The organism is Saccharothrix mutabilis subsp. mutabilis, assembly GCF_039521145.1.
Taxonomy (GTDB): domain Bacteria; phylum Actinomycetota; class Actinomycetes; order Mycobacteriales; family Pseudonocardiaceae; genus Actinosynnema; species Actinosynnema mutabilis.
Map to the genome: position 1 here is coordinate 426,951 of NZ_BAAABU010000002.1, position 20,997 is coordinate 447,947.

Genomic DNA, 20,997 nt, shown 5'->3' on the forward strand with positions numbered 1-20,997 from the left:
AGGGGCTGGGTCGCGTGAGGGCGTTCCTGACCGGCGCGGTGGTGGCGTGTCTGCTCGCCGGCCTCGCGCTGGTGTTCACCCCCGCGCCGGAGGTCGTGGCGGGCGCCGCCGTCCCCGGTGACCCGGTCGTGCCGCACCCGCTGGGCGACAGCCTCGCCGGCGGGCGCGGCGTGGACCTCGCGGGGCTGCCGGGCGGGGCCAACCCGCCCGCGTCGCCGACCACGCCGCCCCCGGCCGAGCCGCCGCCCGCTCCCCCGACGCAGGCCCCCGGCACGGTCCGGCTGCCCGAGGGCGGGTTGGCGACGCTCGTGCGCGAGGAGGTCACGGCGAGCGGCGAGTTGCCGGTCCCCGAGGGCGTCGGCGAGGCGACCTGGTGGGGCGTGGACCTCGGGGCCGCCGAGGGCGCGACCGTGCTGGCCGGGCACGTGAACTGGAAGGGCCTCACCGGGCCGTTCGACGAGCTGTGGCGGGCCGCGCCGGGCCGCGAGGTCACGGTCGTGGACACGGCGGGCAACGTCTTCAAGTACGCCGTCAGCGAGGTGCACACCGTGCGGAAGGACGAACTGCCGACGCGGGCCGTCGAGCTGTTCGGGCCGCGCGGCGGGCACCGGTTGGGGCTGGTGACCTGCGGCGGGCGGTGGGTCGGCGGCGAGCAGGGGTACGAGGCGAACCAGGTCGTCGTGGCGAAGCCGGTCACGTAGGAGCAACCACCGGATACCCAGAGTCGTCTTGAGGGTGTGAAACGCAGGGGTTTCGTCACGACCGCGGTGGCGCTCGCGCTGACCTTGACCGTGCTGGCCGTGCTGGGCGCGCGCGAGGAGGAGCCGGGCAGCGACCCGGGCGTCCTGGCCTCGCCGCTGCCGATCGCCCCGCGCCAGCAGGCGACGTCGACCGGCCCGACGCCGACCGTGCCCGCGCCCGCCGCGCCGCCGAAGTGGATGCGGAAGGTGCAGCCCGGCGAGAAGCCCCCGCAGTTCGTGCTGTTCTCCTTCGACGGCGCCGCGTCCAAGGCCCACTGGGACCGCGTGATGCCGCTGGCGCGACGGGTCAACGCGCACGTCACCGGCTTGCTGTCGGGCGTGTACCTGATCCCGGACGCGGAGGGCGCCTCCTACACCGGTCCCGGCCACCGCGCGGGGTACTCGTCCATCGGCTTCGGCGGCACGCGCGAGGACGTGGCCGCGCGGATCAGGTACCTCAACGACGCCATCGACGCCGGGCACGAGATCGGCACCCACTACAACGGCCACTACTGCCAGGGCGACGAGCCGAGCGTCGGGAAGTGGACCACCGACGAGTGGAACCGGGAGCTGGACCAGTTCTTCGCCGTGGTCGAGAAGGCCCGCGCGCAGGGCTTCAAGCTGGACCCGGCGGCGGTGAAGGGCGGCCGGACGCCGTGCCTGGAGGGTGACTGGGGGCAGGCGTTCCCGGCGATGCGGGGCCACGGGCTGGTCTACGACACGAGCCACGTGAGCCTGGGCGTGGTGTGGCCGTCGGTGCAGAACGGGATGTGGGAGTTCCCGATGCCGGAGGTGCGCGTGCCGGCGCTGGGCCGGCAGGTCGTGATGATGGACTTCAACCTCTGGTACGCGCTGAACGGGGCGAAGGACGACCCGGGCCCGCCCGGCGAGTTCACGCAGGTGGTGCTGGACACGTACCGGTCGGTGTACCAGGCGGCGTTCAACGGGAACCGGGCCCCGGTGGTCGTGGGCAACCACTTCAACGACTGGGCGGGCGGGGCGTTCAGCGCCGCGGTGGAGAAGTTCATGGAGGAGGTGTGCGTGCGGGAGGAGACGGTGTGCGCCACCTACACCGAGGTCATCCAGTGGATGCAACTCCAGGACCCCGTCGTGCTGGAGCAGCTCCGCCGGATGCCTCCCGCACGCAACTAGGCGATCACCCGTCGGTGCTGAGGATTCGGTCGTCCGTGGTGGCAGGGGTCCCACGGCCGTCCCGGTTGGAGGTGCCCAGCCAGAGGGTGCCGTCCGGGGCGGGGGCGACCGCCCGGATGCGGCCGTAGCCGGTGAACAGCGCGACCGGCGTGCCCAGGGTGGTGCCGAAGACCGGGATCTTCCACACCCGCCGGCCGGTCACCGCGCCCAGGTAGAGGGCGTCCTTGTAGGAGCCGATGCCGGTGGGGCCGGCCTGGGAGGTCGACCAGGTCTTCACCGGGTCCACGAACCGGCTGTCCCCGCAGGCGCCCTCGCACGTGGGCCACCCGTAGTTCTTGCCGGCCTGGATCCAGTTCAGCTCGTCGGTGCGGTTCTGGCCGAACTCGGTCGCGTACGCCCGGCCGCCCGCCCACGTGATGCCCTGCGGGTTGCGGTGGCCGAGCGTGTAGACGCGGCTGCCGAACGGGTTGTCCGGCGCGGGGGCGCCGGTCGTGGTGAACCGCAGGACCTTGCCGCCCAACGAGTTCGGGTTCTGGGCGTTGCCGGTGACGCCCGCGTCGCCGGTGGTGGCCCACAGGTGGCCGTCGGGGCCGAACTCCAGGCCGCCGCCGTTGTGGACGCGCGCCTTGGGGATGCCGGTGACGATCGGTTCCACCGCCCCGCCCAGGCGCACGCGGGCGATCCGGTTGTCCGACGCGGTGGTGTAGTAGACGTAGACGGTGTTGTCGGTGGCGAACGTCGGCGACACGGCCAGGCCCATCAGGCCGCCCTCGCCGCCGGGGACGGCATCGGCGACCGTGTGCACGGTGGTCACCGTCGTCCCGGTGATCTTCTTGATCCTCTTGGTGTCGCGTTCGGTGAAGATGCCGCTGCCGTCGGGCAGGAACTCGATGTCCCACGGGACGGCCTGGCCGGTCGCGACGGTCCGCACGGCGGCGGCCGTCGGCTCGGCGTGCGCGGGGCCGACCGCGGCGACGAGAGCGGCGATGGACAGCACCGCACCTAGACGAGCACGCATGTGCGCTCCTCCGTAGTCCGCACTGGCTCGGCGGCGGAACTCGGCGGTCCCCCGATGCAACCACACCCGGTCGAGACCGGCAACATTCATCGGAGGACTGATCCACTTGCCGGTTGGGCAACGCTCCTTACGATCTAGCGCGAGGCGCTCCGGACGCTCTACCGTGGGACTCCGCCGCCGCGTCCTCACGACGAGTGCGAGGAGACGCGCCATGCAGACCGAACCGAAGCGCACGTGGGTCAAGCCCGACTTCGTCGACATCGACACCCCGATGGAAGTCACCGCGTACGCGGCGCGGAGCTGAGAACCCGGCACCGTGGCTCCGGGCGCCGCCACCGGAGTCACGCCGCCGTGTTCGCGAAACCCCTTGGGAGCGCGCATGACCGAGCCGTGGTCGGCCGAGGAGTTCACCGCGCGGCTGCGCGGGCTGTCGACCCGCTACTGGGACACCCACCCCTTCCACCTGCGCCTGCACGCGGGCGACCTCACCAAGGACGAACTGCGGTCGTGGGCGGCGAACCGGTGGTACTACCAGCGCTGCATCCCGCGCAAGGACGCCGCGATCCTGGCCAACTGCCCGGACCCGGACGTGCGGCGGCAGTGGCGCGAGCGGATCGTCTGGCACGACGGCACCAAGCCCGGCGAGGGCGGCGCGGAGGACTGGCTGCGCATGGCCGAGGCGTTGGGGCTGTCCCGCGACGAGGTGCTCGACGAGCGGCACGTGCTGCCGGGCGTGCGGTTCGCGGTGGACGCCTACGTCACCTTCGCCCGCACGAAACCGTGGGTGGAGGCGGTGGCGTCGGGGCTGACCGAGATGTTCTCCCGCGGCCTGATGGCCCGGCGGTTGGCGGACATGCGGGCGCGGTACCCCTGGATCGCCGAAGAGGGTTTCGCCTACTTCACCGCGCGGCTCAAGGTGATCTCGGGAGAAGGACGGTCCACTTTGGACCTGGTCGTGCGCAACTGCGCGACCCGGGAGCGGCAGGAGGCGGCGGTGGCCGCCTTGGCGTTCAAGTGCGACGTGCTGCGGGCGATCCTCGACACCGTCGACTACTACTCGGGGACGAGACCATGAGCGACCTCTTCACCACGCCGAGGCTGGGCAAGGGCGTGAAGACGGCTTACGACCGGACCCGGGACAGCCACGTCGTGCTGTTCCCGGAGGGCGTGCTGGTGCTCAACGAGACCGCCGCCGCCGTCGTGGGCATGTGCGACGGCCGCACCACCATCGCGCAGATGGCGGAGAAGCTGGCCGAGGACTTCGACGGCGTGCGCGTGGACGACGTGGCCGAGCTGGTCACGCGGCTGGCCGCGCGCGGGGTGGTGGTGACCGATGGCTGAACCGCCGTTCGGGCTGCTCGCCGAGCTGACCCACCGCTGCCCGCTGCGCTGCGGCTACTGCTCCAACCCGCTGGAGCTGGTGCGGCGCGAGGCGGAGCTGTCCACCGCCGAGTGGCGGGACGTCTTCGACCAGGCGCGGGAGCTGGGCGTGCTCCAGTTCCACCTGTCCGGCGGAGAACCGTTGGCGCGCGGGGACCTGCCCGAGCTGGCCGCGCACGCGAGCGGGCTGGGGGCGTACGTCAACCTGGTGACCAGCGGGTTGGGCCTGACCGCGGCACGGCTGGCGGATCTGGCCGTGGACCACGTGCAGCTCTCCGTCCAGGACGCCGACCCGGCCAACGCCGACCGCATCGCGGGCGTGAAGGGCTTCGCGCGCAAGCTCGAAGCCGCGCGGGCGGTGAAGGACGCCGGGCTGCCGCTGACGGTGAACGTGGTGCTGCACCGGCAGAACCTCGACCACGTGGCCGGCATCGTCGCGCTGGCCGAGCAGATGGGCGCGGACCGGCTGGAGCTGGCCAACACGCAGTACTACGGCTGGGCGTTGCGCAACCAGGCGGCGCTGCTGCCGACGGAAAGCCAATTGAGACAAGCGGATGCGGTCGTGCGCGAGGCGAAGAGCCGATCCCGCATGGAAATCGTGTACGTGATCGCGGACTACCACGAGGCGCACCCCAAGCCGTGCATGCACGGGTGGGGCGCGCGGCAGTTGACCGTGGCGCCGAACGGGGACGTCCTGCCGTGCCCGGCGGCGACGGTGATCGAGGGGTTGGGCATCGAGAACGTGCGAGCGGCGTCGTTGCGGGACATCTGGTGGGATTCGGTGTCGTTCAACGCCTTCCGCGGGTTCGACTGGATGGGTGAGCCGTGCCGCGGCTGCCCGCGCCGGGAGGTGGACTTCGGCGGGTGCCGGTGCCAGGCTTTCCAGTTGACCGGGAACGCCGCGAACACCGACCCGGTGTGCTCGCTCTCGCCGCACCGCGGGGTGGTGGAGGAGGTTCTGCGGCGGCCCGCGGTGGACGCCCTGGTGGCCCGGGAGGTGGCCCGGTGAAGGTGGTCCTGCTCGGCACGGCCGCGGGTGGCGGTGTGCCGCAGTGGAACTGCGCGTGCGGCCCGTGCGCGGGGGTGCGGCGCGGTGAGCTGTCGCCGCGCACCCAGGACGGCCTGGCGGTCAGCGGCGACGGGGTGTCGTGGTGGCTGCTCAACGCGTCGCCGGACCTGCGGGTCCAACTCGCGGCGACACCGTGCCTGCACCCCGGCCCCGGCCCGCGCGACACCCCGCTGCGCGGCGTCCTGCTCACCGACGCCGAACTCGACCACACCCTGGGCCTGCTGACGCTGCGCGGCGCGGCGGGCCTGCGCGTCCACGCGCCCGCGACCGTGCTGCACGCGTTGGGCGAGACGCGGGCGGTGCTGGACCGGTACGCCGAGTGGCGGTGGCGGCAGGTCGAGCCGGAGCAGACCTTCGTGCTGGACGGCGGGCTGGAGGTGACGGCGTTCCCGGTGAGCGGCAAGCGGCCGAGGTACGCGGCGGAGTCCACTGTGGAGGGTCACTGGGTGGTGGCCTACCGGCTGCACGACCCGGGGACCGGCGGCATCGTCCTGTACGCGCCGTGCCTGGCCGGTTGGCCGCTGGGGTTCGACGACCTGGTGGCGGAGGCGGACGTGGCGCTGCTGGACGGCACTTTCTACGCGCCGTCGGAGATGGGCGCGGCCACGGGCCGGTCGGGCGGCCAGTCGGCGATGGGCCACCTGCCCATCACGCACACCCTGCCGGAGCTGCGCAGGCACCCGCACGTGCGGCGGGTCTACACGCACCTGAACAACACCAACCCGGTGCTCGACCCGGAGTCGGCGGAACACGCGAAGCTGCGCGAGGCGGGCGTGGAGGTGCTGCCGGACGGGGCGGTGATCGAGGTCTGAGCCCCCGGCCGCGGCGGGGCGGTCGGCTCAGCGGCGGGAGGAGCGTGCCCGGTGGGTTGGGGTGCTGGTCGATCGGGGGGTTAAACCCACCGCTTTCGGCTCGCGCGCCAGCGAGAATCGACGGCATGACGGACCACGACCTCGTGCGCGGAGCGGCCTCGCGGCTTCGGACCGCCGGGCTCGCCCTGGCGCGGGTGCCGCTGTGCCTGATCGGCCTCCCGCTGATCCCGCTCCAGCTCTACACCTACCCGCTGATCCTGGTGACGGTGGGCGTGCCGATGCTGCTGCTCTTCACGGCCCTGGCGCGCAAGTACACCACCGTGCACCGCTGGTGGGCCGGGAAGGTGCTGGGCGAGCCGATCGCGCTGCCCTACCGCAAGCCCGCCAACCGGGGGCCGATGACGCGGGTCCGCACGATCGCCACCGACCCCGCGACGTGGCGCGACATGGGTTTCCTGCCGCTCAACGCGATCATGGGCGTGCTCTGCGGCGTCCTGCCGGCGGCGCTGTGGCTGGGCGGCGTCCTGGGGCTGCTCACGCCGTTCATCTGGCTCGCGGGCGGCACCGACCTCCAGCCCAACGGGCTGAGCCCGAACGACCCCGGCGGCTGGTTCCTCGCGCCGCTGCTGGGCGCGCTCTACCTGCTCCTGGCGTGGTGGGGCACCGAACGGGTCGTGCGGGTGCACGCCCTGTTCGTGCGGTGGATGCTCGCGCCCAGCGCCACCGAGGCGCTGACCCACCGGGTGCGGGAGCTGGCCGACTCGCGCGCCGACACGGTGGACGCGCAGGCCGCCGAGCTGCGCCGGATCGAGCGCGACCTGCACGACGGGGCGCAGGCGCGGCTGGTGGCGCTGGGCATGAGCCTGGGCATGGCCGAGGAGCTGCTCCAGCGCGACCCGCAGGCGGCGCGGGACCTGCTGGCCGAGGCGCGCCAGTCGTCCTCGCAGGCGCTGGCGGAGCTGCGGGACCTGGTGCGCGGCATCCACCCGCCGGTGCTCGCCGACCGCGGCCTGGAGGGCGCGTTGAAGGCGCTGGCCCTGGCGCACCCGTTGCCGGTGGAGGTGGACGTCGTGCTGCCCGGCCGGCCCGAGGCGCCGGTGGAGTCGGCGGCGTACTTCGCGGTCGCCGAGACGCTGACCAACGTGGCCAAGCACAGCGGCGCGACCAGCGCGTGGGTGCGGGTCCGGCACGAGGGCGGCCGGCTCGCGTTGATGATCGGCGACAACGGGCACGGCGGCGCCGAAGCGACCGACGGCGGCGGACTGCGCGGAATCGAGCGCAGGCTGGGCGCGTTTGACGGCACACTCGGCATCGCGAGCCCGATGGGCGGGCCCACGATCGTCACCATGGAGCTGCCGTGCGCGTTGTCCTCGGAGAAGACCTCGTCCTCCTCAGGGACGGCCTGATCCGGCTGCTCCAGGCCTACGACTTCGACGTCGTGGAGGCGGTCGACTCCGGTCCCGCCCTGCTCAAGGCCCTCGTCGACCACCGCCCGGACGTGGCGGTGGTCGACGTGCGCCTGCCGCCGACGTTCACCGACGAGGGGCTGCGCGCGGCGATCGAGGCGCGCAAGCGGGTGCCAGGGCTGCCGGTGCTCGTGCTGTCCCAGTACGTCGAGCAGCTCTACGCGCGCGAACTGCTGTCCGACCGGGCGGGCGGCGTCGGCTACCTGCTCAAGGACCGGGTGTCGGACGTCCGGCAGTTCGTGGACGCGATCCGGCGCGTGGCGGCCGGTGGCACCGCGATGGACCCGGAGGTCATCTCCCAGCTGCTCACCCGCGGCGACCGCGACCGCCCGCTGGCCACGCTCACCCCGCGCGAACGGGAAGTGCTGGGGCTGATGGCGGAAGGCCGGTCCAACGCGGCGATCGCCGCGCGGCTGTTCGTCACGGAGAAAGCCGTCGGCAAACACATCGCCAACATCTTCGGCAAGCTGGGGCTGCCGTTGTCCGAGGACGACAACCGGCGGGTGCTGGCCGTGCTCGCCTATTTGGACCGGCTCTAGTCGTTATTTAGGCTAAGTACCAAGTTGCATTCCCAACCGACGCCCGGGGGGCTCACCGTGGACACGACAGCCACTCTCGCCGAAGAACTGCTCGACCTGATGTCCCGCCTGTCTCCCTTGGGCGCGACCGTGTTCGGACTGCCCGGTTACGACCACCTGCTCACCGACCACACGCCCGGGGCCGAAGGGTCCGCGCGGGCCAAGGCCGCGGACATCGCCGCCCGCGCGCGGGCCCTGCCCGGCGACGACGACCCGGTGACCCGGGCGGTCGTCGTGCAGCAGGCCGAGGCGACGGTCGACCTGCTCGACGCGCGGTCGGTCGAGTACACGATCAGCCCGTCGTTCTTCTCGGCGGCGGGCGAGCTGCTGAACGTCATGCCGATGACCGTGGTGAAGACGCCCGAGCAGGAGCAGGACTACCTGCGGCGGCTGGCGGCGATCCCGGCGTTCCTGCGGGTGGTCGGCGAGCGGCACGTCGCGGGCGCGGCGGCCGGGCGCATCCCGGTCGCGCACCTGCGGGACGCGGCGGTGGACTACCTGGACCGCTACCTGACCGCGCCGGAGGACGCGTTCGCGCGGGTGAGCGGCAGCGCCGAGTTCGACGCCGCGCGCGACGAGCTGATCGAGGCCGAGGTGCGGCCCGCGTTCGCGGCGTACCGGGACGTGGTCGCGGGGCTGGAGGGCCGCCCGCTGGACAAGGTGGGCCTGTGCTGGCTGCCCGACGGCGAGGCGGTGTACGCGGGGTTGGCGCGGGTGCAGACCAGCACGCAGCGCACGCCGAAGGAGCTGCACCAGACCGGCTTGGAGCTGATGGCGGCGCTGGCGCGGGAGTACGCCGAGGTCGGGTCGCGGGTGTTCGGGACGCGGGACGTGGCCGAGGTGTTCGAGCGGATGCGCACCGACCCGGCGCTGCGGTGGGGCTCGGAGGAGGAGCTGATCGAGGCGGCGCGCGCGGCCGTGGTCCGGGCGGAGGAGGCGGCGCCGGCGTGGTTCGGCCGCATCCCGTCGAAGCGGTGCCTGGTCGAGCCGGTGCCCGAGGTGGACGCGCCGGGCGCGCCGACGGCCTTCTACGCGCCGCCGTCGATGGACGGCGTCCGGCCGGGGACGTACTACGCCAACACGCACCGGGTGCAGGAGCGGTTCCGGTACCAGGCGGAGGCCATCGCGTTCCACGAGGCCGTGCCGGGCCACCACTTCCAGATCGTGCTGGCGCAGGAGCTGACCGACCTGCCGATGCTGCGCCGGGTCGCGACGGTGACCGGGTACCTGGAGGGCTGGGGCCTGTACTGCGAGCGGCTGGCCGACGAGATGGGCTTGTACTCGGACGACGTGGCGCGGCTGGGGATGCTGGCGATGGACTCGATGCGCGCCGGTCGGCTGGTCGTGGACACGGGCCTGCACGCGCACGGGTGGAGCCGGGAGCAGGCGGTGGCGTACCTGACCGAGAACACGCCGCTGGCGGCCGTGGAGATCGAGTCGGAGGTGGACCGGTACATCGCGGCGCCGGGGCAGGCGCTGTCGTACATGGTGGGGCGGCTGGAGATCCAGCGCATCCGGGCGGCGGCGGAGGAGGCCCTGGGCGACCGCTTCGACATCCGCGCGTTCCACGACCTGGTGCTGGGCGGCGGGCCGCTGCCGTTGGCCGTGTTGGACGAGGTCGTGCGGGGTTGGGTGACCGGGCAGCTCTGAGGTTGGTGGTCCGCTCGGCCGGCCTTGGTTGGCGGCCGGCCGAGCGGATCGGGCCAGGATGGCGGGCTCGGCGCGGCTGGGCGGCGCGGCTGGGCGGCACGGCCGGCCAGGCTCGGTTCGACTGTCTGCGGCGGGCGCGGCGGCGGGCGGCTTGGCGCTGCGGGCGGCGGCTGGTTGGCGCAGGCGTAGTTGCGTCGGCTTGGCCTAGTTGATCACCCGATGATCGGGTGACAACGAAGGTTGGAGCAGTCGTGCCCCCGACGGGATTCGAACCCGTACTGTGACTCTTTTAAGGAGCCTGCCTCTACCTTTGGGCTACGGGGGCAGCGGCGAGCCTAAGCGGTTACGCAGCGTTCGTGGGGCCGGTTCGTCACAAGTCCCCCGCACGGCTCAATGCCAACCGCTATTGCGCTCATTCGGGTAATGGACCCACCGCGCTCATCCCGAGTACTACTTCGTGATACGCGTCACACCGCAGCGCCTGTTCGACCAGTTCATCCCGCAATGCTGCGGTGAAGCCGATACCAAATCCCATTGCCGTAGCCACCAAATACGCGGTTTGCGACAGGTGACCCACATCCATTTGAACCACTCGGTACGCGCGCGAAGTGTCATACCGCCACCGCGTCCGTTCCAGCACCGCGGTGTACGCGAGAACCAACGGCGCTTCACCCACCCAAGCCTGGTCGCCCGCCGCCTCCGCCATCTCCGCGGGCGACCAGCAAACGCCCAACGGCTCCAGCGCGTGCGCCAGGCCGTCGTAGTGGTGCCACCCCGGCGGCAGGCCGTCCACACCGCGCACGTGCGCGTAGATCTCGACCGGGTGCCGCCCACCCCCGGACGGACTGGTCTTGAACACCGTCCCCGTCCGCCCGATCCGCGACCGCGCCGGCGACGGCGCGCCCAGCACGGCCAGCAGCTCCCCCACGCGCTCCAGCGGCACTCGGCCCGGCCCGAACTCGCGCGACGTGCGCCGGGACAGCAGGACGTCCATCAGGCCCCGCGACCCCCACGACGGGTCCTCCGGCAGCCTCGGCAGCGGCACCACCGGTCCGCCGACGCTGCGGAACGGCGCGGGCGCCGGGTCCCGGGTCAGCTTCTCGTCCAGCAGCGCGTCGTGCTCGTCCGAGGCCTGGTAGGGGGCGTCCACCAGGGTCCGGCTCGCGAAGTGGAAGTGCCGCGCCGACGCGCCCCACGCGCGCCAGCCGGACAACATGCGGCGCTCGGCCTCGTGCTGCGGCGACCCCTCCACGACCAGCACGCCCGCCTCGACCAGCTCGTCCAGCACCTTGCGCAGCGCGCTCTGGTCGGCCTCGCCGAGCGGCGCCAGCAGCTCGTCCACGTCGGTGAACTCGGTGAACTTGCGGCACAGCAGCTCGGCGGTCTCGCTGATCGCGAACTGCCGGTGGTGGAGGTAGTCGTCCCACACCACGGTGCCGTCCTGGTAGAACAGCGCCGCGTGCTCAGCGACCTTTACCCGCACCCATCAACTCCTTGAAACGCGCCGCCACCCACTCGTGCACGGCCTCGGACACCCGCTCGTCCTGCGCGCGGTGCTCGAACCACCGCCAGTCGCAGTTGACGTTGACCTCCAGGAACACGTGGTCGCCACCGGAGACCAGGAGGTCGAAGGCGGCGACCTGCAAGCGCCAGTGCCGCGCTAAGGCGAGCAGCCGGTCGGACAGGCGCGCCGGCACGTCGACCGGGGTCACGCGGACCGCCTCGGGATCGACCCACAGCTGCGCGGGGTCCAGCTTGTCGACCTGGAAGGCGAGGGTCCGCTCGCCGACGACGAACACGCGCAGCTCGGTGTCGGACGGCACGTACTCCTGCACGATGACCGGCGCGGACTCCGGGACGTCGCCGGAGCGGCTGGTCTCCAGCGGGCGCGGGAACAGGCCGTGCTGCATCCCCGGGCGGGGTTCGAGCAGGTGGCGGCCGGTGGTCTTGACGATGCACCGCCCGCCGCCGGGCCGGGTGCGGCCGGGTCGGGTGGTCACGGCGGTGCGCGGGACGCGCAGGCCGAAGGACGCCGCGTCGGACAGCTGGGTCAGCCGGTCGAGGTGGGCGGTGGCGCGGGCCGGGTTGACGTGGGCCCAGTCGCCGCGGGTGGACAGCCAGTTCGCGACCGCGCCCCACTGGTCCACGGCGTAGGCGCCGGCCAGCGTGCCGGGTTCGACCTGGAGGGCGGAGAGCTCGAAGTGCCGGCGCCACACCAGCAGGGGCCGCAGCAGCCAGCGGTCCAGTTCCAGCAGGGGCGCGTCGGTGTAGACGGTGAGGGGGAGGTCCACGCAGCGGTCGGCGTCGACGCGGGCCATCCGGATGCCGCGTTCGGCGAGCGCGATGGAGAGGGCGTTCATCTCCATGTCGGCGGCGCGGGCGAGGACCAGCACGCAGGGCACGGGGCTGCCGTCGCCCTCGTCGACCATGCCGAGGCGGTGCACCTGCTCCTGGAAGTCCAGGTTCTTGGCGGGTGACCGGAAGATGTAGTCCTGGCCCTGGAGCAGCAGTGGGGTGGGCTTCACGGGCCGGACGGCCTCGGGTGGGGAAACCAGGTCGCTCCCCCACCCGGAAGCGGACATGACTCAGTCGTCTTTCTTGCTGCGAAAAACCTTTCCGGCGGTGGCGTACTCGGCGGCGTACTCCGCCAGCGCACGGTCCTCGATCTCACCGCGGCGAAGCTGTGCGGCCAGCTCCTCAAGCGACATCGCGGTCACCTCTCTCCCCACTGGCGCGTCACACTTTTGGTGGCGCACCAGTCGTAGTCTCGGGTTCACGTTACGCAATGTCAAGGTGACGCGCTGCCCATTACTCCCATTGGGGGCTTAAGTTACGAAGCTGAGCCAGACGGGTGCTTGCCCACCGCCACCAAACGGCGCAGTGGGCACCACACTCAGCTCTTCGTGGCCCGGTCGAACTCCGCCTTCGGCTCGTGGATCTGACCCAGCGCCACGACCTCGCGACCCGAGAACAACGCCTGCGTCCAGTCCACGAACACGCGGAACTTGCGGTTCACCGTAGGCATGAACATGACGTGGTAGGTGCGGTGCATGAACCAGGCGACAACGCCCTTGAAACGCAGCCCGAACACGTCCGCGACGCCCTTGTAGAGGCCCAGGCCCGCGACGCTGCCGAGGTACTTGTGGAAGTAGTCCTTCGGCTTGCGGCCGCGCAGGGTGGCGACGATGTTCTTGGCCAGCAGCTTCGACTGCCGGATCGCGTGCTGCGCGTTGGGCACGCAGGTCGCGGTCGGGTCCTCCTCGGTGCGCGACAGGTCCGGCACCGCCGAGCAGTCGCCCGCCGCCCACACGCCGGGCAGGCCGACGACCTGCATGGCGGCCGTGCACTGCACGCGACCGCGCGCGTCCAGCGGCAGGTCGGTGTTGCGCAGCATCGGGTTGGCCTTCATGCCGGCCGTCCAGATGATGGTGTCCGAGTCGAACTCGGTGCCGTCGTCGAGGACGACGTGGCCGTCCTCCATCGACTTGACCCGCGTGTCGAGGTAGCACTTGATGCCGCGCTTCTCCAGCTGCTGCACCGTGTAGACGCCGAGCTTGGCGCTCACCTCGGGCATGATCCGGTTGGTCGCCTCGACCAGGACCCAGTGCATGTCCTCCTGGCGCAGGCCCTCGTAGTAGCGCAGCGCGTAGCGGGCCATGTCCTCCAGCTCCGCCAGCGTCTCGATGCCCGCGAAGCCGCCGCCGATGACGACGAAGCTCAGCAACCGCTTGCGCAGCTCCGGGTCGTTGGTGCTGGCGGCCTGGTCCAGCCGCGACAGCACGTGGTTGCGCAGGTAGATCGCCTCGCCGATGGTCTTCATGCCGATGCCGACCTCGGGCAGGCCCGGGATGGGCAGGGTGCGCGAGATCGCGCCCAGCGCCGAGACGAGCACGTCGTACTCGTACTCCTCGACGTGGCCGTCGGCCAGCTCGACGGTCACGGCCTTGCGGGCGTGCTCGATCCGGGTGGCGCGGCCGGTGACCACGTGGCAGCGCTTGAGGACCTTGCGCAGCGGCACGACGACGTGGCGCGGCTCGATCGAGCCGGCCGCCGCCTCCGGGAGGAACGGCTGGTAGGTCATGTGGGGCTGTGGGTCGATGACCGTGACCGACGCCTCACCGGAACGCAGCTTCTTCTGCAATCCCAGCGCGGTGTACATGCCGACGTACCCACCGCCGACAATCACGATCCGTGTGGGTTGCGACTTCACAGCAGCCATACGCCTATGGTCGCACCGGAGGGTCGTTTCCGACGGGTCGTCAGGCCCCGTTGTGACCACGGTCGCCGGGTGATGAGCGACACTCAGCGCGCTGACCAGCGGCGGTGTCCCCACCAGGGGTGAACGTGCTGAGAGGAACGATCCAGAAGCTCAGCTTTCGCTGAGTGGTCGAGACGCTTCTCTCAGCTTCGCCGGCGCATCAGGAGGACCGCGCCGAGCACCAGACCGGCCGCGCACGCCAGTCCGATCACCTCAACGGCTGCGTCTGTCCGGCCGCCCGGCAAAAGGAGCACGACCCCCGCCAAACCGAGTACTCCCGCCTGCACCGCGACGAACCGCAGGGCCGCCGGACGCAGGGCGGACGGGTGAATGCGGCTCCGAACGGGTACGAGCGCTGCGTAAGCGCACAGCAGGTGCAGCAAATGCACCAGCGCGACCAGCACCAGCACCGCCGGCCGCACCGGCTCGCCCCCGAGCACCACCAACGCCACCGGCGGATAGGCGACCAGGAGCGCGGCGGCGGCCGACGCGGGAATGGCGGCGGTCACGCCCGTCAGACCGGCGTACAACACCAATGGAGTAAGCGTCACTCCTTCGGCGTAAAGAACGCCGGCGGCGACCAAGCCGACCACTCCGACGGCGGCGCGGAACACCCAGCCGGGCCAGCCGCCGCGCAATTCGACCGTTCCGGGATTCACCGCCGCACCCCCGGTCGGGCGGCCTCGCGCAGGACCGCCGAGATCGCCGCCGCGCGGGCGTCCCAGGTCACGACGGCCACGCCGTGCCGGCGCATGGCCTCCAGCCGCACCTCGTGCTCCAACTCCAACACCCGCAGCGCGGCGGCGCCCCACGGCGTCTCCCGGTCCGGCCGCAGCCCCGACGGCAGCACGTCCACCGCCAGCACCACGTGACCGCGCCGCGCCGCGTGCACGGACAGCTCCACCACGTCGGCGTCCAGGAACGGCGACAACACCACGACCAGCGCGCCGTGCGGCGACTGCTCCGGCCGCAGCACCGGCCGCTGCGCCCACCCCGCCGACCGCGCGCACACCACGAGCTGGTTGCGCAGCCGCAGCAACTGCCGCCGCCCGGCCCCCGGCCGCACGGACAGCTGCGGCCGGCCCAGGTCCACCAGGCCCACCCGGTCGCCCTGCCGCAGGTACCCGGCCGCCAGCGACGCCGCCGCCCGCACCGCCAGGTCCAGGCTGCCGCCGACCCGGGTGGTCGCGTCCTGCGTCGCCACCGACCACGACCCCACGTCGGCGTCCACGTCGAACCGGGTGTCCAACGCCAGCACGACGTCCGCGTCCGCCTCGGCGTGGTGCTCGCGGACGTGCAGCGCGCCCGCCCGCAGCGACACCCGCCAGTCGACCCGCCGCAGCCGGTCACCCGGCTGGAACGCCCGGATGTCGCGCAGCTCCACCGAGTCGCCCGGTCGCCGCGCCCGGTGCGCGCCGACCAGGCCGCGCGCCCGCGCCGGCAGCAGCCCGGCGGGCAGCTGGTGCACCGGCGGCAGGATCACGCGGCCCCGTTCGGCGGCGGTCACCGGCCCGAACACCAGCAGCCCGTCCGGCCCGGCCACCAGGTGGTCCGGTCGCAGGTCCACGCCCTCGCCCCAGGCGTCGCGGCGCAGCACCACCTCGACCGACCGGGTGCCGGCGGGCAGCAGGTGCACCGGGCCGAGCCCCGGTCCGCCCGCCGGGAGCCGGATGGCGACCACTTCGGCCCCGCTGCCCGCGTCCACCTCGACCAGCGACTTCGCCGCGCCGACCTCGCCGGTGCGCGGCAGCCCGCGCACCGCCACGACAGGTTTCCCGCCGACCTTCGCGACCAGCGCGATCAGCGTCGAGACCAGCAGCGGCGCGCCGAAGAGCACCAGCTCGACCCGGTGGATCAGCCCGCCGACGACGACCAGCCCGACGCCGAGGGCCGCGCCGCGCACCAGGGCGTCCGTGGGGTGCCAGTGCGAGCCGCGCCCACCGGCCAGGGCGTCCTTGATGCGCTGCCCGCGGCTCATGACCGGCTGCTGGCCGGTCCGGCGACGCGGCCGAGCAGCTCGGTGACGACCTCCACGCCGGTCACCCCCGAGGTCCAGGTCTCGGGCCGCAGGGTGAGCCGGTGCGCCAACGCCGGGACCGCGCACTCCTTGACGTCCTCGGGCAGCACGAAGTCGCGCCCGTCCAGCACCGCCAGCGCCCGCCCGACCAGCACCAGCGCCTGCGCGCCGCGCGGGGACGCCCCGACCTCGACGGCCGGGTGCGCGCGGGTGGCGGCGGCGAGGTCCACGCAGTAGCGCAGGACGTCCTCGTCCACGGCGATCCGCTCCACGCCGCGCTGGAGTTCGAGCAGGCGGTCGGCGTCCAGCACGGGTTCGACCTCGGCCTCCTCGCGCTGCCGGGCCAGGCGGCGGCGCAGCACCTCCACCTCCTCCTCCGGCGGCGGGTAGCCGATGTCCAGGCGCAGCAGGAACCGGTCGAGCTGGGCCTCGGGCAGCGGGTAGGTGCCCTCGTACTCGACCGGGTTCGCGGTGGCCAGCACGTGGAAGGGGCGGGGCAGCGGGAACGTGCGGCCCTCGACGGTGACCTGGCGTTCCTGCATGGCCTCCAGCAGGGCGGACTGGGTCTTGGGCGGGGTGCGGTTGATCTCGTCGGCCAGCAGCAGGCCGGTGAACACCGGTCCGGCGCGGAAGTGGAAGTCCCGCTCGCCCGGGTCGTAGAGGAAGGAGCCGGTGACGTCGGCGGGCAGCAGGTCGGGCGTGCACTGCAAGCGCTTGAAGTCCAGCCGCAGCGCCTGCGCGAGCGACCGGGCCATCAGGGTCTTGCCCAGTCCGGGGACGTCCTCCAGCAGCACGTGGCCGCCGGCCAGGACCGCCGCCAGCGCCAGCCGCAGCGAGCGCTGCCGGCCGACGACGACGGTGCCGACGGCGTCGAGGACCGCCTTGGCCTCGATGCCGATGCGGGTCGCTGAGGTCACAGGTTCTCCAACAGCTCGGCGAGCCTCGTGGGCTCGGGCAGGGTCGCCGCCGGGTCGGTGACCAGGCGGTGCAACTCGGGGCCGAGGACCGCGGCGGCGCGCGGGTCGGCGAGGTCGTGGACGCCGTGCTCCTGGCGCAGGCGGGCCTCGACGAGGCGGCGCAGCCGGGGCTGGACGCGCAGGGTGAACCGGTCGTGGTCGACGGCGGCCTCCGCGAGCCGGCTCGCCAACGTGCTCGCGTGCCCGGAGGTCGCGGTGGAGAACAGGGCGGGCGGCGCGGCCCACGCGACGTCCGTGGCGCGGGGCAGCCGGGCGGCGAGCACGCCGAGGGCGAGCACGGGCACGGCCACCACGACCGCCCAGTGCAGCGGAGCGCCCACCCGGACGAGCGTGAACGCCGTCACCACACCGACCACGACCCCGATGCCGACGGCCGCGCCCATGCCCACCAGCGGGCGCATCGGCTCGGGGTCGGCGTCCGGACCGGTCCGGTCGGGGGCCGTCACGCCCGGCTCCCGTCGAGGTCGCGCACGATGTGCTCCAGCGCCTCCCGCGCGACCCGGGCGTCGTCCTCGGTCACCTCGGCCGTCCCGAACCGCGCCCGCTGGTAGGCCCGCCGCAACCGGTCGGTGGCCTCTTCGTCCACGGCGAACCGCGCGAGGAGACCACCGGTGAACTCGGTGGCCGTCTGGTGCGGCAACCGCTCGACCCCGCTGTCCGCCGCCGCTTCTTCGAGCCGCAGCCAGGCGAACACGACGGCGTCCCGAGGCGGTCCCCCGGTCCGCCGGGAGAGGTCCTCCAACGCCTCCCGCGCCCCGCGCACCAGCAGCTCGGGCACCCGCACGTACACGTCGTCCGCCGTCTCCCCCACAGCCCCGGTCCCCCGCCGCTTGCGCCTCTTCGGAAGCCGCAACACGCTCAGCAGCCCGATGATCACGACAACGGTCATCAGGATCAACACGAGCACGACGAGCACCAGGGACCCACCGACCACCGACCCGCGCTCGACGTCACCCGCGTCCCCCGCCGGCGGCTGGGTGATCGTGGGCGCGGCCTGCTCACCACCCCCGCGGTCCTCGTACGGCACCGGCGACGCGCCCCGCGCGGACAGGGCGACGACGACCAACGCCAACCCCACGAGGAGCGCGAGGACGAGCCGGGGTCTCATGGCAAGAGAATGCCCGCCGAACCACCCCGACGCCCGCCGTTTACCCCAAGATCCCCGCCGCCCTGCCGTCCGGCGACTCGTCGAACCCCATGCTCTCCAGCAATTCCTCCACCAGCGCGACGGTCGAGGCCTTGATCACGTCCGGATCCTCGAACCCCGCTTCGGCGTCCGCGGCCAGCGACGGGATGGGGCCGTCGGGGCGCGTGCCGTGCTCGCGGAGGGCGTGGACGGCGAGCCGTGTCGCGTCCGCGGAGAGTCCGTTCAGCAGCAGCCCGTCCAGGGTCGCCGCGAGAGCGACCGGGTCGGCGACCCGGAGCAGGCGCAGGACGTCCAAGCCGTCCTTCGGCTTGAGCCGCTTGGGGTTCGCCAGCCGCTCGCTGATCTTGACCACCTTCGAGACGAGCAACGCCGCCGGACCCGCGACCCGCACGTCGAACGACCTCGTGTCCTCCTCGGCCAGTGCGGCGATCCGGCGGCTGTCGTTGTCCACGACCGCCGCCTCAAGTCCTTGCGTCCGGCGGAAGAACCGGCCGTGGCCCGGCACTTCGGTCGATCGACGGCCGTGTCCCGTGCTGAGGGCTTCGGGCACCATCAGGTCGACCGCCACCTGTCCGCGCCCGAGCCAGGTCCCCGGCTGCCCGCCTTGCACGAACCCGGCGCGCTGCATGGCGGAGGCGATGAGCGGTTCGTCGGCCACCAGGCCCGGCGCGACGACCAGGTCGGCGTCCGTGGTCGTCGGCGCGGTCGCGAGGTCGGCACTCCCGCTGTGGATGTAGACGGCTTGTGCGCCCACCAGCACCACGGCTCGGAGGTGCGGTCCGAGCGCCTGCAAAGCGTCCAGCAGGACCGCTCGTGCCGCCACGTACTCGGGTGGCGTCATGACGTCCATCCCTCCTCCACGGCGGCGAGTGCGCCCATCAACTGCTCCGCCTCCTCCGCCGACCGCCCCGAGCCCGTGAGCAGGTCCGCCACCACCTGCGCGGGAGCGGCGCACCGCCGGCCGTTCACCGTCCGGGCGCGTTCTTCCACGACGTCGTCATAGGGCCGGATCACGAACACGTTGGCCCCGCGCTCGACCCGTTTGAGCCGGAGCCGATCCATCAGGCCGATCGGGTCAGCGGTGTAGACGCTCAGCGAGCCCAACGGGGACACCGGCACCACGTCCGCGGGCAGGTACGCGCGTGCGGCGGCCGACCCGGTGAGCACGGCCGGCACATCGACGTCCAGCAGGGCTCCCAAGGCGTGGTCGATCCCGCGCGGGTCGATCGCCGCGATGACCTCGTTGGACTTCATCACCCGGTAGTCGGCGGCCCACCGGGTCACCAGCGCCCGCCTGCGCACCGCGACGACCGCTCCGTCCGCGCCCCGCCGGATCGTGGCTTCCCGGTCGAGCAGGTCGAGCACCCGCGAACTGCTCGACGCGCTCACTCCCGCCAGGGTCGCCACTTCGCGCACCCCCACCGGTGTCCCCGACTCGCAGAGGGCCAGCACGACCCGCGCTGCCGCCGCACCTCGAAGCGTCTTGAGGTTCCGTTCTTCCGGGTCCCTCAGGCCACTTCGGTTCGCACCGACGCGGTCGATGAACACCGCTGGGCGGTCCAAGACGAGCCGGACGTTGCCGGTCGCGTCGAACCAGCCGATGCCATGGGTCTCCAGTTCGGCTCTGACCGTGGGTGACACGAACGGCGCCACCAGCACCGCACCTCGTGTTTGGCCGCCTCGGAATGCGGCGATCCGGGCTGCCACCCGCGCGACGTCCTTCGGCGCGATCTGCCGCTTGAACTCGATCAACACGGTCGCTGTGGAACCATCGGGATCACGGACAGCCAGTTCCGCGTCGGCCTCGCGCGCCCGCCCGCCCACGTCCCGGCTGACCCCGAGCCTGACCTCGACCGCCCAGGTCGCCGGGAGAACGGCCCGCACGACCTCTGCGGCGGCGGTGATCAACTCCGCCTCGGTTGTTCCATGTTCCGTGGTGTTCCGCGACACGTGGAACAGTATCTTTTTCGGAACAGCACGTGTCTACCTGCAAAAACCACTCAAAGAGGTGATCTTGCGATCCCCGCCGCCCGCGCCGCTCGCCGCAGCACGTCCTCCAGCATCGACGGGGTCAGGCGGCCGGTGAAGGTGTTGTGCGGGCTCACGTGGTAGCTGCCGAACAGTTCCAGGTCCGGCCCGTCGTCCTGCGCGGGCAGGGTCACCGAGACACCGTGGCCGAAGGCCGGCCGGGGCCGGGGGACCTGCCAGCACGACGCCAGGACCGGGAGCAGCGCCTGCCAGCCGAAGCCGCCCAGCACGACCACCGCCCGCAGGGTCGGCCGGAGGAGTTCCAGTTCGGAGATCAGCCACGGCCGGCAGTTGTCGCGCTCCTGCGCGGTCGGCTTGTTCTCCGGGGGCGCGCACTTCACCGGGGCCGTGATGCGGGTGCCGTACAGCTCCAGGCCGTCGCCGCGCCGCACGGACGTCGGCTGCGACGCCAACCCCACCGCGTGCAGGGCCGCGTACAGGAAGTCGCCGGACGGGTCGCCGGTGAACATCCGGCCGGTCCGGTTGCCGCCGTGCGCCGCCGGGGCCAGGCCGACCAGCGCCAACCCCGCGTCCGGCGGACCGAACCCGGGCACCGGCCGCGCCCAGTACTCCTCACCGGCGAACGCGGCCCGCTTGACCCGCGCCACCTCCTCCCGCCACGCCACCAGCCGGGGGCACGCGCGGCACGTGCTCACCCGGCGGTCCAGCTCGGAAAGGCTGCGCATCGACCCGTGCCCCAACCGT

General features: G+C 72.7%; 23 protein-coding genes and 1 tRNA gene. 10 read left to right on the top strand and 14 right to left on the bottom strand.

The genetic code is table 11. From position 1 onward, the window contains the following. Nucleotides 1–14 precede the first annotated feature (14 nt). Both ABD126_RS05835 and ABD126_RS05840 read left to right on the top strand, forming a co-directional pair. On the top strand, nt 15–701 hold the full coding sequence (locus ABD126_RS05835; RefSeq protein ID WP_343932586.1) for a class F sortase: 687 nt from the start codon (nt 15–17) through the stop codon (nt 699–701). Between the two features lie 36 nt (nt 702–737). Continuing rightward, entirely contained in the window at nt 738–1,892 is a 1,155-nt protein-coding gene (locus tag ABD126_RS05840; protein ID WP_343932587.1) for a polysaccharide deacetylase family protein, read from the top strand. A gap of 4 nt (nt 1,893–1,896) precedes the next feature. Here ABD126_RS05840 and ABD126_RS05845 read toward each other — a convergent pair whose 3' ends face one another. Further along, the gene (locus tag ABD126_RS05845) at nt 1,897–2,910 is read right to left on the bottom strand and encodes a PQQ-dependent sugar dehydrogenase (RefSeq protein ID WP_343932589.1); all 1,014 of its coding nucleotides are present in this window, start codon (nt 2,908–2,910) and stop codon (nt 1,897–1,899) included. Nucleotides 2,911–3,121: 211 nt separating this feature from the next. Between ABD126_RS05845 and pqqA the strand changes: the two genes are divergently transcribed. From pqqA to ABD126_RS05885, 8 genes are all read left to right on the top strand, one after another. Continuing rightward, entirely contained in the window at nt 3,122–3,214 is a 93-nt protein-coding gene (gene pqqA, locus ABD126_RS05850; protein WP_343932591.1) for a pyrroloquinoline quinone precursor peptide PqqA, read from the top strand. Between the two features lie 75 nt (nt 3,215–3,289). Next, entirely contained in the window at nt 3,290–3,985 is a 696-nt protein-coding gene (gene pqqC, locus ABD126_RS05855) for a pyrroloquinoline-quinone synthase PqqC (RefSeq protein ID WP_343932592.1), read from the top strand. Then, entirely contained in the window at nt 3,982–4,251 is a 270-nt protein-coding gene (gene pqqD, locus ABD126_RS05860; RefSeq protein ID WP_343932593.1) for a pyrroloquinoline quinone biosynthesis peptide chaperone PqqD, read from the top strand. Before pqqC ends, pqqD begins: the two co-directional genes overlap by 4 nt. Next, complete coding sequence (pqqE, locus tag ABD126_RS05865; RefSeq protein WP_343932594.1) at nt 4,244–5,299, top strand: pyrroloquinoline quinone biosynthesis protein PqqE; 1,056 nt, start codon at nt 4,244–4,246, stop codon at nt 5,297–5,299. Before pqqD ends, pqqE begins: the two co-directional genes overlap by 8 nt. Further along, nucleotides 5,296–6,171 (top strand): pyrroloquinoline quinone biosynthesis protein PqqB, encoded by an 876-nt coding sequence (gene pqqB, locus ABD126_RS05870; RefSeq protein WP_343932595.1) that lies wholly within the window; start codon nt 5,296–5,298, stop codon nt 6,169–6,171. The genes pqqE and pqqB overlap by 4 nt, the downstream gene beginning before the upstream one ends. Before the next feature lie 125 nt (nt 6,172–6,296). Next, nucleotides 6,297–7,577: a sensor histidine kinase gene (locus ABD126_RS05875; RefSeq protein ID WP_343932596.1), complete on the top strand. Its 1,281-nt coding sequence runs from the start codon at nt 6,297–6,299 to the stop codon at nt 7,575–7,577. Further along, nucleotides 7,529–8,176: a LuxR C-terminal-related transcriptional regulator gene (locus tag ABD126_RS05880; protein WP_343932597.1), complete on the top strand. Its 648-nt coding sequence runs from the start codon at nt 7,529–7,531 to the stop codon at nt 8,174–8,176. Before ABD126_RS05875 ends, ABD126_RS05880 begins: the two co-directional genes overlap by 49 nt. Before the next feature lie 57 nt (nt 8,177–8,233). Next, complete coding sequence (locus tag ABD126_RS05885; RefSeq protein WP_343932598.1) at nt 8,234–9,865, top strand: DUF885 domain-containing protein; 1,632 nt, start codon at nt 8,234–8,236, stop codon at nt 9,863–9,865. A gap of 252 nt (nt 9,866–10,117) precedes the next feature. On the opposite strand, the gene ABD126_RS05890 is transcribed toward ABD126_RS05885, so the two are convergent. The 13 genes from ABD126_RS05890 to ABD126_RS05950 all read right to left on the bottom strand — a co-directional run bounded on the left by ABD126_RS05890 (nt 10,118) and on the right by ABD126_RS05950 (nt 20,978). Beyond that, nucleotides 10,118–10,190, bottom strand: a tRNA-Leu gene (locus tag ABD126_RS05890). Between the two features lie 87 nt (nt 10,191–10,277). Beyond that, nucleotides 10,278–11,348: a SagB family peptide dehydrogenase gene (locus ABD126_RS05895; RefSeq protein WP_343932599.1), complete on the bottom strand. Its 1,071-nt coding sequence runs from the start codon at nt 11,346–11,348 to the stop codon at nt 10,278–10,280. Next, a complete protein-coding gene (locus ABD126_RS05900; protein WP_343932600.1) occupies nt 11,329–12,390 on the bottom strand; it encodes an ATP-grasp domain-containing protein in 1,062 nt (353 codons plus the stop codon). The genes ABD126_RS05895 and ABD126_RS05900 overlap by 20 nt, the downstream gene beginning before the upstream one ends. A 60-nt stretch (nt 12,391–12,450) precedes the next feature. Continuing rightward, a complete protein-coding gene (locus tag ABD126_RS05905) occupies nt 12,451–12,573 on the bottom strand; it encodes a hypothetical protein (protein ID WP_015098199.1) in 123 nt (40 codons plus the stop codon). 185 nt (nt 12,574–12,758) lie between these two features. Continuing rightward, nucleotides 12,759–14,084 carry an NAD(P)/FAD-dependent oxidoreductase gene (locus tag ABD126_RS05910; protein ID WP_343932601.1) on the bottom strand — a complete coding sequence of 442 codons (1,326 nt, stop codon included), beginning with the start codon at nt 14,082–14,084 and terminating at the stop codon, nt 12,759–12,761. A gap of 182 nt (nt 14,085–14,266) precedes the next feature. Then, complete coding sequence (locus ABD126_RS05915; RefSeq protein ID WP_343932602.1) at nt 14,267–14,782, bottom strand: hypothetical protein; 516 nt, start codon at nt 14,780–14,782, stop codon at nt 14,267–14,269. After that, nucleotides 14,779–16,101: a DUF58 domain-containing protein gene (locus tag ABD126_RS05920; protein ID WP_343932603.1), complete on the bottom strand. Its 1,323-nt coding sequence runs from the start codon at nt 16,099–16,101 to the stop codon at nt 14,779–14,781. The genes ABD126_RS05915 and ABD126_RS05920 overlap by 4 nt, the downstream gene beginning before the upstream one ends. Beyond that, entirely contained in the window at nt 16,098–17,057 is a 960-nt protein-coding gene (locus ABD126_RS05925) for an AAA family ATPase (RefSeq protein ID WP_343932604.1), read from the bottom strand. The genes ABD126_RS05920 and ABD126_RS05925 overlap by 4 nt, the downstream gene beginning before the upstream one ends. After that, nucleotides 17,054–17,563 (bottom strand): hypothetical protein, encoded by a 510-nt coding sequence (locus tag ABD126_RS05930; protein ID WP_343932605.1) that lies wholly within the window; start codon nt 17,561–17,563, stop codon nt 17,054–17,056. The genes ABD126_RS05925 and ABD126_RS05930 overlap by 4 nt, the downstream gene beginning before the upstream one ends. Beyond that, the gene (locus ABD126_RS05935) at nt 17,560–18,225 is read right to left on the bottom strand and encodes a DUF4129 domain-containing protein (RefSeq protein ID WP_343932606.1); all 666 of its coding nucleotides are present in this window, start codon (nt 18,223–18,225) and stop codon (nt 17,560–17,562) included. The genes ABD126_RS05930 and ABD126_RS05935 overlap by 4 nt, the downstream gene beginning before the upstream one ends. Before the next feature lie 40 nt (nt 18,226–18,265). Then, nucleotides 18,266–19,105: a hypothetical protein gene (locus ABD126_RS05940; protein WP_343932607.1), complete on the bottom strand. Its 840-nt coding sequence runs from the start codon at nt 19,103–19,105 to the stop codon at nt 18,266–18,268. Beyond that, on the bottom strand, nt 19,102–20,214 hold the full coding sequence (locus ABD126_RS05945; protein ID WP_343932608.1) for a type IV toxin-antitoxin system AbiEi family antitoxin: 1,113 nt from the start codon (nt 20,212–20,214) through the stop codon (nt 19,102–19,104). The genes ABD126_RS05940 and ABD126_RS05945 overlap by 4 nt, the downstream gene beginning before the upstream one ends. A gap of 50 nt (nt 20,215–20,264) precedes the next feature. Next, a complete protein-coding gene (locus ABD126_RS05950) occupies nt 20,265–20,978 on the bottom strand; it encodes a uracil-DNA glycosylase (RefSeq protein WP_343932609.1) in 714 nt (237 codons plus the stop codon). Nucleotides 20,979–20,997 lie beyond the last annotated feature (19 nt).

Coding starts and splice junctions, on each gene's coding strand:
- ABD126_RS05940 (WP_343932607.1), bottom strand. CDS start 19,105: ATGACGCCACCCGAGTACGTGGCGGCACGAGCGGTCCTGCTGGACGCT.
- ABD126_RS05935 (WP_343932606.1), bottom strand. CDS start 18,225: ATGAGACCCCGGCTCGTCCTCGCGCTCCTCGTGGGGTTGGCGTTGGTC.
- ABD126_RS05920 (WP_343932603.1), bottom strand. CDS start 16,101: ATGAGCCGCGGGCAGCGCATCAAGGACGCCCTGGCCGGTGGGCGCGGC.
- ABD126_RS05950 (WP_343932609.1), bottom strand. CDS start 20,978: ATGCGCAGCCTTTCCGAGCTGGACCGCCGGGTGAGCACGTGCCGCGCG.
- pqqA (WP_343932591.1), top strand. CDS start 3,122: ATGCAGACCGAACCGAAGCGCACGTGGGTCAAGCCCGACTTCGTCGAC.
- ABD126_RS05905 (WP_015098199.1), bottom strand. CDS start 12,573: ATGTCGCTTGAGGAGCTGGCCGCACAGCTTCGCCGCGGTGAGATCGAG.
- pqqD (WP_343932593.1), top strand. CDS start 3,982: ATGAGCGACCTCTTCACCACGCCGAGGCTGGGCAAGGGCGTGAAGACG.
- pqqC (WP_343932592.1), top strand. CDS start 3,290: ATGACCGAGCCGTGGTCGGCCGAGGAGTTCACCGCGCGGCTGCGCGGG.
- ABD126_RS05845 (WP_343932589.1), bottom strand. CDS start 2,910: ATGCGTGCTCGTCTAGGTGCGGTGCTGTCCATCGCCGCTCTCGTCGCC.
- ABD126_RS05910 (WP_343932601.1), bottom strand. CDS start 14,084: ATGGCTGCTGTGAAGTCGCAACCCACACGGATCGTGATTGTCGGCGGT.
- ABD126_RS05875 (WP_343932596.1), top strand. CDS start 6,297: ATGACGGACCACGACCTCGTGCGCGGAGCGGCCTCGCGGCTTCGGACC.
- pqqE (WP_343932594.1), top strand. CDS start 4,244: ATGGCTGAACCGCCGTTCGGGCTGCTCGCCGAGCTGACCCACCGCTGC.